The organism is Flavilitoribacter nigricans DSM 23189 = NBRC 102662 (assembly GCF_002646595.1).
Taxonomy (GTDB): Bacteria; Bacteroidota; Bacteroidia; order Chitinophagales; family Saprospiraceae; genus Flavilitoribacter; species Flavilitoribacter nigricans.
Window position 1 is genome coordinate 37,526 of sequence record NZ_PDUD01000012.1, and the last position, 12,359, is coordinate 49,884.

Sequence of the window (12,359 nt, forward strand, 5' to 3'; positions counted from 1 at the left end):
TCCTGTTAGGGTCCTGCCACCGGGATGCCTACCACTATTTGAAAAAAAGAAAATATGTGGAGTGTGAACTTGTGGGTATTACCGCCTGGAAAAGTGATTCCTATCCCCGGTACGAACAATTTAGAGATCAGACCGATCAAGAGCAGCTGAAAAAGTATCTTTTTAGTAAAAACGTGATTCTTAAGACTTATTCCTATTGGGCACTGATTGAAAAATCAGCGCATGGCTACCTACAGCTATTTGACCGTGCATTGCAGGAGACCAGCAAAATCTCGCAGAAATGTGGCTGCCGAGGCGAAACGACCAGCATCGCTAGCTCAGCCTACTTCAATTTCTGGTACAGTCAGATGGTAGAAGAGGGTGATTCATTGGTCTTTTCAGCACCGCAAAAGCTATATCGGCTGGACAGTATGATCTTCCATCACTCCATTCAGGATCAGGAATTGCTGGAGGTGGTGAAGATGAATGGCCTGTACAAGGGTAAATGAAAATGTAACGTTTCTCCACTGGCCGTCACTTTTACCCCTTGTAACTCCTATTTACGCACTTAAGAAATATGGCGGCAGAACTTTTGCGATTGGCGGGGTAATACCGGTGCTATATATATTATCAGAACCAGACGCTTGACCGGATTCGGTTTTTCCGCTAAATTGATCCGCCGAATGATTGGCGCAAATCAATACGACAGCTTATGGTCACCAAGATCCACACGACTAAAAAACTGGAAAAACTGGCTAAAAAATTAATTTCTTACGATCAGGACGAGCCAGATGGGAAACTGGGGAAGTGGAATGCGACCTACTTTCTTCTGGACCGAAAGAAATGCTGGCTGATCACCAACGGGCCGACCAAGTACAACCTGATCCTGCCTAATATCAAAGCTCCCGATCTAAAAAATATAGATTCCATATTCATACTTGCGCTCTCTGAACAACTAGCCTACGATGGGATCGTCCTGGATCCTGCATCTCTATCCTCAATGATCGGAGCGCTCCGGTTTTTACCCACCGACAACGATCGAAGTACCACGGGATTTCAAAATCAAAGGCTTTTTGAAATAGACTGTTGGAAGCAGCGGTTTAATACCTTCGAAACCATGCCGATAAAAGTTATAAACAATCGGCTGAATTCAGTCCCCATACAGCTCGGGAAGCAAAAAAACAGGCATGATTATACCGACTCTATTTCCGAAATGAAAAATCTATTGGTGCAACTATAGATCGTTACCCGGCCAACTGGTTAGGTTTAGGCACGATCATCTACCTTACAATCGAGTGAGGTATTAATCCTTCCCCATCACCTATTTGCTTTTTATCCGGAATCTCACCCAACAATTTCACGGCACAACGGTATTATAGTAAAACTATTAAATAAAATAGGTTTACATAAAATCTTAGAATTTGACCGTATGACCGTTTTCAACAAAATTAAATGGGTATTGGGCATTTTACTGGTCTTTGTACTGGTGGTGGCGACCAACCTGATTGACCGGGATAATTTCCGGCGGATCACCGATTCCGTGGTCAGCATTTACGAGGATCGGCTCGTAGCCAAAGACCTGATATTTGAGTTTTCTTTACTCGTACAGGAAAAGGAAATCGCCTGGCGAACGACTAACACAAACTTTTTTACCAGCCGGAATCCGGCCGTTAATCAAGAGATCAGCGCCCTGATGGCGAGATACCTGGAAACCGAACTGACACCCACCGAAGCAAGAATTTTTGATGATCTGCAAACTAATCTGAAAGCGCTGGAAGCACTGCCGGGTTTTCGGTCTGTCGGCTCGACAGGTCCCCCGGATGCGGTAGAAGATGCCTTACGCCACGTAAAGCAAAATCTCCACGACCTGTCCAAGCTACAACTGGAAGAAGGCAAAAGACAGCTGGCGATCAGTGAACAGGCTATGGCCACCGTTGAGTTATTTACCCGGCTGGAAGTGTATTTTTTAATTTTACTCGCCGTTCTCATTCAGATCATTATTCTTTATAAACCGAAGGATGTTGCCACGGCGGATGATTGAATATGTGGAAACGTTAAGTACCCGAACGGTGATCGGTAAATCTCATCAGTTCGTATCCCGGCATCTGTGGAAATGTGTTAAGGTTTGAACGGGTGAAAGTGGATACGTTGGGTATCCGGCTGGTGATCGGTAAACTATACCCGCCCATATCCCGGCATCTGTGGAAAAGTGTGAAGGTTTGAACGGGTGAAAGTGGATACGTTGGGTATCCGGCTGGTGATTGGTAACTATACCCGCTCGTATCCCGGCATCAGTGGAAAGGTACGAAGATGTGGTGGTGTTAACGTTAATTGCCCGGAAGCCAACATTCACACATTTCCACATTCAAACGTTTCCACGTTTCAACGTTCAAACATCCATAATCAGCCGAATCTTTGTAATTTTAGAAAAACTGCCTGAGCATTCCTTATTTTCAGGTAGTCCCGCAGATAACTTCAAACACTAATTTCTTCAATTAATTCTCTGATTGTATGCAAGCGAAAATTAACTTATCCTTCCTGCTCCTGTTTTTTGCCTCCCTTTTGCTGGTTAGCTGTAAAAAAGACGATGATGATTCCATGGGATCATCTTCCAGTGAACTGCTGACTAATGGCGACCTGGAAATTGGTTCCGGCACTCCCAACGGCTGGTTTACCGGCCCCAGTTGTACGGATATCGATCTTTCGTGGACCGATGAAGAATCGTTTTCTCCCAGTAAATCGGTAAAGATCTCCAACACCACGCTGGAAAGCGATTGTTTTACCTACTGGGGGCAACACCGGAATACCGACATCCCAACGGGAAAATCACTCACCTTACGGGCCATGATCAAAGGTCAACTGGAGGGCAACGGTGTGGGCATCGTTATTCGGGGCGATGATACCCCTGATATTTCGGGAACAGCCGAGCAATTTGCTACCACGCAGGGTGTTTCTCCCATCAGCGGCACTTTTGACTGGACGGAATACAGCCTGAGTTTAGGCCCGATAGAAGCTACGACCAAGAGTCTGACGGTTTATTTGGTATACCATCCCGGAACTACCGGCGACGTCTATTTTGATGACGTTTCCCTGGAATTTGAATAGAAGCCATCTCAAAGATGTTTTTGCTGGTGAAAAAATAGTCTGGGTGGAGCTGTCGGTCAAAAGCAGGCAGCTCCCCGGATCATTAATTTTGCGGCGGCCACGGGGCGGCTGCGGAATTTCCCATGACGTTATTCCTATCTTCCCTAAAAGCGATCCGCCGGCTTCGCTTATTCATCAAGCCTACCTTTAGCCCTTCCTGATCTAATTCATCTAAGGTGCGACGCAACTGAGGTAGAGGGTAGAGGGATTACCTATCGTTAAAATGGAGCAAAATCGCTCATTTTATCGGTTGCAGTCTCTCTACGCTCTAACATCCACCCTCTACAATTCAAGTATCCACTTGAATTAATCTTCTGCGCCGGTTCGGAGCAATGCTTCTTCGCCAATTGAGTGTATTTGCCCGTTGCGCGTTTACGAATAAGGTGCCATGGCGTAAATTTCGTCAAATGTAACGTACGCCGTGGATGGGAGACCGAAGCGTTGGGAATACTATTAGCAACCTCTCCCTTTCTTTCCGTATTCCCCGGCACAAAACCAACTAAGAAAGTACTACGGTCACAAAAAAGTGCCTAAATCCCCCGGCCGGTAAGCTTATAGGTGCTATGTTAGCATTTGGACGCAAATTCAAACAGCATTTAACAAACGTGAGAAAAATGACAAAACTGAAAACACTTTTATGGCTTGGAGTTCCACTAGTACTAATGGGTGTTGGCTTTTCGAGTTGTAAAGGCAGTCCCGAAGAAGGGGCGTCAAAGGAAAAAGCCGATCTGGATCAGGAGTACGTTCGTGGAGAGATGCCCGTGCAGCACGGAATGGAACTGTTCAATCAATACTGTGCGAGTTGCCATAATTTTTCAGAAAACGGCATTGGGCCCAACCTCAGCGGGGTAACCGCCGAGGTAGATAAGGAGTGGTTGAAAACGTTTATCCACAACCCCGTGGAGGTCATCGAAAGTGGGGATACCCGTGCCGTTGCATTGTTCGAAAAATACCAGCAGTATATGCCGCCTTTCCCGATGATCGAGGGCGAGGATCTGGAAGATATCCTCGGCTTCATTCATAAGTTTTCGGAAGGAGAAAAACGGAATAAGAACAATCGGGCGGGCGGACTGATCAATCCGGTAGCCGACAAGATCCCGACGTCTGATCTGGGGCTGGAACTGCAAGCGCAATTTACCGTTCCCGCCAGTGCCGAGGTCACGCCGATCACACGGATCAACAAAATGGCCGCTACCGCCAACGACCGTCTGTTCCTGCACGATCTGCGCGGAAAGCTCTACGAGGTAAAAAATGACGGCGATCTTTCCGTCTATCTCGATCTGACGGAAACCCTTCCTGATTTCGTCGATCATCCGGGTAAAGGTACCGGCTTCGGAAGCTGGGCGTTTCATCCCGACTTTGAGCAGAACGGCCTGTTCTATACTACCCACAACGAACCACCGGGAACTGCTACGGCCGATTTCCCCGTACCGGACAGTGTCCGATCGAGCCTGCAGGCGATCATAACGGAGTGGAAAGCAGATGATCCGCAGGCGCTCAACTTTTCGGGTTCCCACCGGGAACTGTTGCGGGCGGACATGGTCTCCGGTGGGCACGGTTTTCAGGAGTTGACCTTTAATCCTCTCGCGAAGCCCGGTACGGCCGATTACGGTATGCTCTATCTGGGTATCGGTGACGGTGGGGCGGCCCTGGGCGGTTATCCGTTTCTGTGTGATAATAATGGAAGTATCTGGGGCAGCGTGATCCGCATTGACCCCGCAGGTAACAATAGTGCCAACGGACAATACGGCATCCCGACGGACAATCCCTTTGTAGATCAGGCCGGTGCTGTGGGCGAAATCTGGGCCAGAGGGTTTCGGAACCCGCACCGGATCAGTTGGGATGAAGGCGGCTCCGGCAAAATGCTGATCACCAATATCGGTCAGCACAGTCTGGAGGAAGTAAATCTGGGCAAAGCCGGCGCGGATTACGGCTGGCCGCAACGGGAAGGGACCTTCTTATTCGATGTAGACGCCAATCCGGAACTGGTCTATCCGCTGCCTGATGATGATGCCACCGCCGCTTATACCTATCCGGTTGTCCAGTACGACCATGATGAAGGTAATGCCGTTTCCGGAGGGTTTGTCTATAACGGCCAGCTACCGTTGCTGCGGGGCAAGTATATTTTTGGGGATATTTCCCGCGGCACCCTCTTCTACTCCGAGATAGCCGACATGATCGAAGGGCAGCAGGCTCCCGTGTATCGCTTACAGGTACTGTTCGACGGACAACCATCGGACCTAGAAACCATTACCCAAAACAAACGGGTGGACCTCCGACTGGGTACGGATCAGGCCGGAGAACTTTACGTGCTGACCAAAAGTAATGGAACGGTTTATAAGGTGGTGGATTGTCGGGGGGTTGAGGATCCGGTGGTTCAGTGATTGGATGGTCGACGGTCGACGGTCGACGGTCGACGGTTGACGGTCGATGGTTGAGGGTCGACGGTCGATGGTGGAGGGTTGATGGGTTGATGGGTTGATGGTAAATCACAAATATTCTGCGTCTCCTCATGCGGGAAAGGTCTATTCTATCGTTTAGAATGCGAACTTTTTGCATATACCTAAGGTATTGAATAAACGATAATGTACTATATATGAAGTTCGCTCGTCGATTATTGCTGTTTATTTTTGGTTTGATGGTCGTAGTTGCCGGAGGATTTGCCTTCTGGCTGTACAATTCCGTGCACACTGCGGTATCCCACGACCACGCCGCTGACTATATTACCATTGATAATGGTTTGGCTTCGAATCGGATCCTGGATATCCTGGAGTCAAAGCAGGTCATACAGGCTCCCCTGGCGACCAAAATATATCTGCGGGTTTTCCATCGGGACGAACGGATGGAAGCCGGAGATTATCGGTTCCCCTCCCCCATCACGCCGTTGGAGGTGTTGGAACTTTTAAAGGATGGAAAAAAACGCACGCAAACCGTTACGATCCCGGAGGGTTGGACCCGCTTCGATATCGCCGAACGGGTAGCGTCCCAATTCCCGGCCGAGCCGCCGGTGACCGATGAGGAAGTTCTGGCTATGATGGATGATGTCAGCCTGATCCGGGATATTGACCCGGAGGCCGGCAATCTGGAAGGATACCTCTACCCTACTACTTATGAGTTTGCGCTCGAAACGCCACCCAAAGCCGTGATCAATAAAATGGTGGAGCAATTCCGATCCGTCTGGCGCCCAGAGTGGGATGAGTTGGCCCGCAAGATCGGTCGGACCAAACGGGAGATCGTCGTCATTGCCAGTCTGATCGAAAAGGAATCGAAAGTCGATTCGGAGCGGGCGTTGGTATCCTCGGTCATTTATAATCGCCTGGAACAGGGGATTCCCCTGGGCATCGATGCGACCAATGTCTACATCGCCAAAATGCTCGGCCGCTGGGATAAGATCCTGCACAAAAGTGACCTCGAGATTGATCATCCCTACAATACGCGGAAGATCCAGGGGCTGCCGCCCGGCCCCATCGGTTCTCCCGGCAAGTCAGCCTTTGAGGCAGCCCTACAGCCCGCTCAGACGGATTATATCTACTATGTGCTGAATGTAGAGGCCAATGACGGTTCGCATCATTTTTACGCCACCGCCTCCGAGTTTCTGAAAGGTAAAGCAGCTTACCAGAAGTGGCTGGCCGGGCAGCGGTAGCGCTGCTCCCGGAAAGTCCCAGGTCTACTGCCGGTAACGATATTTGACGCGAGGGGATTTGGGGATTACCCTGCGAATCAGGAGTTACATTTGGCAGAGATGTACCTTTAGTAGTACAATCCATTTCCCAGCTTAACGTGCCGTAGATACGTTCTGTAAAAACACATGGCGTACCTACAGCACGCCGAACCTACCAAGCTATTGGACGGGCTACCGATATTTCGTCCCTACAGGACTTTTACACTCTAATTTCTATTACCGCCAATCTAAAAGAAATAAGGCTTACCGAACCGAAACCAATGTTCCGGACGGTAAGCCCGTTCTAAAAATTACTCAACAGAACATTACAGTCGTGGAGTCGGAATCCAATAGTTCGTAATACACACCAGGCATTCACCTGCCGGAACTAATCCGGGTCAGTTAACGGACGCCTGCTGGGCCTGCTTGCCGGTCTGCGAGGTGGTTGGCGCATCCGTCATGGAAAGCAGGATCTCCGAGTTCACTTGCAGGTTTTTCCCCGTTAGCCGGGCGGTCCGCATAATTTCCAGCAGTGCCTCGTGGGTCGCTCTCAGTTCTTCGATCCGGTTTTTAGAATAGCTGTCTTCTTTACCGTAGCGTTCGTAGGTGGACAGGATCCGGCACTGGTGAAAATTGATCTTCTTTTCCAGCAGATGGCAGAGGATATCGGTAGCGTCTTCCACATTGAAAATTCCTTCTACCAGTTTAAGCGAGTTCTTATTTGACATAGTTATCGTGTTTTAAAGGTGATGATTTGAATTTAATGATCAGAAGCATGATGATGATGGAGCATGCGACCAGCAGGTCTTTGGAGCTTCCTGTTTGCTGGTAGCTGAGTGACTGTGTCCCCACCAGGAATAAGGTTTGCAGATCCATAAGGTTATGATCGTTTTATAGTGGTTTACTGGCCCTGCCCCATTGAGAAGGCAGGCGTGCCGTCAAAAGCATACAGGTTTTCGGTCTTTATCGCATCGATGGCCCGGTCCTCGGCATTTTTCAGTAACTGAATGATGTGTTGTTTACTGATGCCGTTCCCCGCAATGGTCTCAAACCGGCAGCGCCAGTGATCCGTGCAGAAGGTCTCTTCGAACCCGTTCGGCCATACTTTAATGCCCCGGTTGGTGATCATGGAAAGTTGTACCCCATCCACTTCAATATTCTTAAGCATCTCGGCCAATTCATCCGACTTTTTTCCCGGCCAGTCGACAAAGATGTCGACCCCCATCAATTCTTTCCGGGGTTGGGATTTCCGCTGGTATTCGGGTAGTTGGATGAGTTCCGGACTGGCCGGACTGGCCGCCGGCAACACCTCCGGCCGGCTACCCAGTCGGGCGATCACTGCATCGGCAAAAGCGGTAGTACCCAGCAGTTGCCGGCTGTATCCTTTCCGGAAGATATCGGCGGTATGCAGGCCCTCCTCCAGGGTTTTCAGCCAGGCATTTTTAATCCGGGCCGCTACTTCGGTCTCGCCCAGATGATCCAGCATCATCAGGGCCGCCTGCAGCAATCCGGAAGGATTGGCCTTATCCTCCCCGGCGATATCCGGAGCCGAGCCGTGAATGGCTTCGAACATGGCGAAACTCGTACCGATATTGGCCGATCCGGCCAGGCCGACCGAGCCCGTGATCTGGGCGACCACATCGGAGATGATATCGCCGTACAGGTTCGGGACCACGATGACGTCAAAACGTTCGGGGGTATCCGCCAGGCGGGCCGTACCGATATCGATGATCAGGTGTTCGGACTGAAATTCGGGGTACTCCGCAGCGATCTCCTGGAATACCCGGTGAAAAAGGCCGTCGGTCTGCTTCATGATATTATCCTTGGTGAAGCAGGTAACCTTCTTCCGGCCGTGCTGCCGGGCGTACTCAAAGGCGTAACGGATGATCTTTTCGCAGCCCGGACGGCTGATGAGTTTGAGGCACTGTACGACTTCCGGCGTCTGCTGGTGCTCGATGCCTGCGTACAGGTCTTCTTCGTTTTCACGGATAACCACTACATCGAGTTCCGGATGCCGGGTTTGGATACAGGGATGATAGCTCCGGCAGGGTCGCACATTCGCGAACAGGTTCAGTGTTTTTCGCAGCGTAACGTTCAGGCTTTTGTAGCCTCCTCCCTGCGGGGTGGTGATCGGCGCTTTGAGAAAGATCCGGTTCTGACGGATGATCTGCCAGGCCTGGGAAGAAATGCCGGACGTATTTCCGGCCCGGTAGACCTTTTCACCGATCTCGACTTCGTCAAACTCCAGCGGCGCGCCGGCCGCCTGCAGGATGCGGAGGGTGGCATCCATGATCTCGGGACCGATCCCGTCTCCTTTGGCAATAGTGATTCTGTGCATAATTTTTTTTTGTTGGCACAAAGGTAGCGGGAGTCGGTCATAAATTTTTATTTATATTTGTTATGTTAAGCATAAACAAAATTTATGAATTACACCTTACACCAACTGCAGGTCTTTGCTAAAATCGCTGATACACAAAGCATTACAAAAGCCGCCGAAGCCCTACATCTGACCCAACCGGCCGTCTCCATCCAGCTAAAAAAGCTGCAGGAACAGTTCGAAATTCCCCTCACGGAGGTGGTAGGTCGGCAATTATACATCACGGAATTTGGGCGGGAGATCGAGGTTGCGGCCCGTAACATTATTGACCAGGCGATCGCCATCCAGAATAAAACGATGGCCTACAAAGGACAGATGGTGGGAAAGGTGACCATCTCGGTCGTTTCTACGGGAAAATACGTTATGCCCTTTTTTCTGCGGGATTTTTTCCGCTTACACCCGGGGATCGAACTGGCCATGGACGTCACCAACAAATCTCAGGTAGTGGACAGCCTGTCGCGCAACCAGGTAGATTTTTCCCTGGTCTCCATCGTTCCGGACAATATGCAGCTGGGGCAGTTGGACCTGATCAAGAATAAGCTTTACCTGGTGGCCAATGCCGATTTTACCCGAAAGAAGGTCAAAAACCTGAATACTTTTTTTGAAAGTATACCGCTCATCCACCGGGAACCGGGATCGGGTACCCGCCAAACCATGGAAAGATTCATCCAGAGTCTGGATATCTCCGTTAACCGCAAACTGGAACTATCCTCAAATGAAGCCGTCAAACAGGCGGTTATTGCCGGCCTCGGTTTATCCATTATGCCCCTGATCGGGATCAAGAACGAGCTTACCCTCGGCCAGTTACAGATCATTCCCATTCCCGGTTTGCCCATCCAAACCACCTGGCGGCTGATCTGGCAGAAAGGCCGACGGCACGGTCCGGCCGCCAGCGCCCTGTTGGATTATCTGACCGCCAATAAGAGTCAGATCATCCGGCAGCATTTCGACTGGTACGAAGCCTACTGATCGGAATGGGAGATCTAGCGGGTCTGGCTTCATGCCAAACCTGATGTTTAAACCTCCAATACCACCTTACCGGTCGTTTTACCCGATTGGAAAAGCAGGATCGCCTCTTCCAGTTTTTCGAAAGGCAGTCGGTGGCCCACATAAGGCTTTTTCAGAGCCAGTTGCCCGATCTCTTCCAGCATCTCGTGCATGAGATCAACCTTGTGGAAAAGAAAAATGAGGTTAAAGGCCATCACGGATTTATTCTCGGAAGTCATCGTCTGAGGATCGATCTTCGGACGGGTGAGGTAGTAATACAGGAGTTTCAGGTAATTGGGGCGGTTGCCAACCGATGCGTAACGGGCGGATCCGTAGGAGATCATCCGTCCCATAGGGGCCAATTGGTTGAATCCAATCTTAAGGATCTTACCGCCGATACACTCCATGATCAGATGGAGATCCCTACCGTCCAGGGCCTGCTCCAGGTCATCCGCAAATTGTTTACTCCGGACGATCACCCGGTCGTATCCCTCTTCCCGCAGTAGTGCTTCTTTATCCGGGCGACCGATCGTACCGATGGTGAAGGTATTGTATTTTTTCGCGATCCGGTTGGCCATCAGACCTACCCCACCGCCGCCGCTGTGGATCAGGACGTTCTGGCCCTGCTGTAGATCGCCCAGTTTCACCAGGCCGTAGTAAGCCGTTAGGACGTGCACTAAAAAAGCGGCGCCTTCCACAAAATCCCAATCTTCGGGCAGGGGCACCACGTAGCGGTGATTAATATTCAAATGGGAAGTATAGGCGCCGAAGCGGGTAACGCCCATGACCCGGTCGCCCTTTTTCACTCCCTCTACCGCGGAGCCTACGGCGGCGATCTCCCCGGCGTATTCCAGTCCGGGCGTAAAAATGCCTTCCGGCGTGGCGGCGTACAGGCCCCAAATGGCAAAAATATCCGCGAAGTTGAGACCGATCGCTTTTACCGCTACGGTTACTTCATCGGGTTGGGGAGCGGGTAGTTCTTCCGTCACCAATTTCAGATTGGCCAGGCGGCCGGCTTTGAGTAGATAGACTTGTCTTTGCATAGGATCTGTAATCTAAGAACTTTAAATTACATTAAAAGCTTGGATGATCAGGCTGAATAGTATAAATTGACAATCCATACAGCATTTTGACCATTTCTATCATTAGTATTTAATTACGTGCGTTCTCTGGTATCTCACCGATATCCAGGAATATCTTAAAATCAAGGTTAGAAAGAGCTTACTTCGTTCTGCAAGTGTCAGATTCCCGGTAACGTTTTGGGACTGTTGATCCAGTCGGCAAGATTTGTTCGTTTTCCCGGATGCCGGGTACGAACAGATCCTGTATTTCATTCTCCGTTTATGGCAATGATCCAAATCGTTCTGATCAGGCATTCGCCTACCCGACCGAACGATAGTCTTTTACGGGGCAGGAGGTCATCTGGCCGGTTTTCTCATAGGATATTCGGCATAGATCGTCGCACTTCAGCAAAAGCAATACATTTCAATTAGTGGTGAGTTTGGGATGCCCGTGGGCAACTACGGGCATCCATTTCCGCGCCGCTGAAGCGCTATGGCCCCGAAAGTAGCATCGTTTTAACCGACCAGAGGAACTCGCTGAATTATTTCCGGGCGACGCCCGGCAAAAATGTATACCATGAAAAAATTCAGTTTGCTATTTCTGTGCCTATCACTTGGCCTGTCACTTGCAGCCCAAAGGTCGGCACTGGAGATCGGACTTAGCAACGTAGCCTCGGAGCCCGATATGGATGGTCCCGGAATTGGCATCCATTTTGCCCATCAGTTCCGGCCGTGGCTGGAAGCCGGGTTCGGACTGACCAGTTCGAGCGCTTACGACGAGCGCATTCAGCAACGCTTCCTGCAGGGATACCTTACCGGCAGGATCTACGCCTCCCTGATCCCCCTGCATTTTGCCCAAAAGGGCTACGTTCGTTTGGGTGCGGCTTATAATTTCACGCAGGAAAACAAGGTCTGGCTGATCACCGATACGGAGGGCCGGGAAATATTGGAAGAAGCCGTTCGCGGGTGGGACTGGATGGGCGGGACCGTGCACGCCGGTCTGGGATGGGCGCTGAACGATCACTGGGCCGTAGAGGCCCGGGCCAATTTGGGTGGATACACCGAAGCCCGGCTGCTCGGTGACTGGGGAATCTACCTGCGGCGATATTTTTGAATGGGTTCCGGATAACAGTCCGTACGCTATTAGCTC

General features: G+C 50.4%; 11 protein-coding genes. 8 read left to right on the forward strand and 3 right to left on the reverse strand.

All coding sequences use genetic code 11. From position 1 onward, the window contains the following. Positions 1 to 38 precede the first annotated feature (38 nt). From CRP01_RS08535 to mltG, 6 genes are all read left to right on the forward strand, one after another. The gene (locus CRP01_RS08535) at positions 39 to 488 is read left to right on the forward strand and encodes a hypothetical protein (RefSeq protein ID WP_143473320.1); all 450 of its coding nucleotides are present in this window, start codon (positions 39 to 41) and stop codon (positions 486 to 488) included. A gap of 203 nt (positions 489 to 691) precedes the next feature. Then, complete coding sequence (locus CRP01_RS08540) at positions 692 to 1,219, forward strand: DUF6933 domain-containing protein (protein WP_099149611.1); 528 nt, start codon at positions 692 to 694, stop codon at positions 1,217 to 1,219. Positions 1,220 to 1,408: 189 nt separating this feature from the next. Further along, a complete protein-coding gene (locus CRP01_RS08545; RefSeq protein ID WP_099149612.1) occupies positions 1,409 to 2,020 on the forward strand; it encodes an MCP four helix bundle domain-containing protein in 612 nt (203 codons plus the stop codon). Between the two features lie 470 nt (positions 2,021 to 2,490). Continuing rightward, a complete protein-coding gene (locus tag CRP01_RS08550; RefSeq protein WP_099149613.1) occupies positions 2,491 to 3,084 on the forward strand; it encodes a hypothetical protein in 594 nt (197 codons plus the stop codon). 653 nt (positions 3,085 to 3,737) lie between these two features. After that, entirely contained in the window at positions 3,738 to 5,507 is a 1,770-nt protein-coding gene (locus tag CRP01_RS08555) for a PQQ-dependent sugar dehydrogenase (RefSeq protein WP_170110284.1), read from the forward strand. A gap of 212 nt (positions 5,508 to 5,719) precedes the next feature. Beyond that, positions 5,720 to 6,766 carry an endolytic transglycosylase MltG gene (gene mltG, locus CRP01_RS08560; RefSeq protein ID WP_099149615.1) on the forward strand — a complete coding sequence of 349 codons (1,047 nt, stop codon included), beginning with the start codon at positions 5,720 to 5,722 and terminating at the stop codon, positions 6,764 to 6,766. Positions 6,767 to 7,182: 416 nt separating this feature from the next. Here the strand turns inward: mltG and CRP01_RS08565 are convergent, their stop codons facing one another. Then, positions 7,183 to 7,512, reverse strand: coding sequence for a hypothetical protein (locus CRP01_RS08565; RefSeq protein WP_099149616.1), 330 nt, complete (start codon positions 7,510 to 7,512; stop codon positions 7,183 to 7,185). Positions 7,513 to 7,685: 173 nt separating this feature from the next. After that, positions 7,686 to 9,122, reverse strand: a complete 1,437-nt coding sequence (locus CRP01_RS08570) for an NADP-dependent isocitrate dehydrogenase (RefSeq protein ID WP_099149617.1) — start codon at positions 9,120 to 9,122, stop codon at positions 7,686 to 7,688. An 84-nt stretch (positions 9,123 to 9,206) separates the two neighbouring features. Between CRP01_RS08570 and CRP01_RS08575 the strand changes: the two genes are divergently transcribed. After that, the gene (locus tag CRP01_RS08575; protein WP_099149618.1) at positions 9,207 to 10,130 is read left to right on the forward strand and encodes a LysR family transcriptional regulator; all 924 of its coding nucleotides are present in this window, start codon (positions 9,207 to 9,209) and stop codon (positions 10,128 to 10,130) included. Between the two features lie 47 nt (positions 10,131 to 10,177). Here CRP01_RS08575 and CRP01_RS08580 read toward each other — a convergent pair whose 3' ends face one another. Next, a complete protein-coding gene (locus CRP01_RS08580) occupies positions 10,178 to 11,191 on the reverse strand; it encodes an alcohol dehydrogenase catalytic domain-containing protein (protein WP_099149619.1) in 1,014 nt (337 codons plus the stop codon). Positions 11,192 to 11,786: 595 nt separating this feature from the next. On the opposite strand from CRP01_RS08580, the gene CRP01_RS08585 reads away from it, so the two are divergent. Then, positions 11,787 to 12,323 carry a hypothetical protein gene (locus tag CRP01_RS08585; RefSeq protein ID WP_099149620.1) on the forward strand — a complete coding sequence of 179 codons (537 nt, stop codon included), beginning with the start codon at positions 11,787 to 11,789 and terminating at the stop codon, positions 12,321 to 12,323. The last annotated feature ends 36 nt before the right edge of the window (positions 12,324 to 12,359 follow it).

Excerpts from the sequence above, each read along its gene's own strand:
- CRP01_RS08575 (WP_099149618.1), top strand. The coding sequence starts at position 9,207 with ATGAATTACACCTTACACCAACTGCAGGTCTTTGCTAAAATCGCTGAT.
- CRP01_RS08565 (WP_099149616.1), bottom strand. The coding sequence starts at position 7,512 with ATGTCAAATAAGAACTCGCTTAAACTGGTAGAAGGAATTTTCAATGTG.
- CRP01_RS08570 (WP_099149617.1), bottom strand. The coding sequence starts at position 9,122 with ATGCACAGAATCACTATTGCCAAAGGAGACGGGATCGGTCCCGAGATC.
- mltG (WP_099149615.1), top strand. The coding sequence starts at position 5,720 with ATGAAGTTCGCTCGTCGATTATTGCTGTTTATTTTTGGTTTGATGGTC.
- CRP01_RS08550 (WP_099149613.1), top strand. The coding sequence starts at position 2,491 with ATGCAAGCGAAAATTAACTTATCCTTCCTGCTCCTGTTTTTTGCCTCC.
- CRP01_RS08585 (WP_099149620.1), top strand. The coding sequence starts at position 11,787 with ATGAAAAAATTCAGTTTGCTATTTCTGTGCCTATCACTTGGCCTGTCA.
- CRP01_RS08580 (WP_099149619.1), bottom strand. The coding sequence starts at position 11,191 with ATGCAAAGACAAGTCTATCTACTCAAAGCCGGCCGCCTGGCCAATCTG.
- CRP01_RS08540 (WP_099149611.1), top strand. The coding sequence starts at position 692 with ATGGTCACCAAGATCCACACGACTAAAAAACTGGAAAAACTGGCTAAA.
- CRP01_RS08545 (WP_099149612.1), top strand. The coding sequence starts at position 1,409 with ATGACCGTTTTCAACAAAATTAAATGGGTATTGGGCATTTTACTGGTC.
- CRP01_RS08555 (WP_170110284.1), top strand. The coding sequence starts at position 3,738 with ATGACAAAACTGAAAACACTTTTATGGCTTGGAGTTCCACTAGTACTA.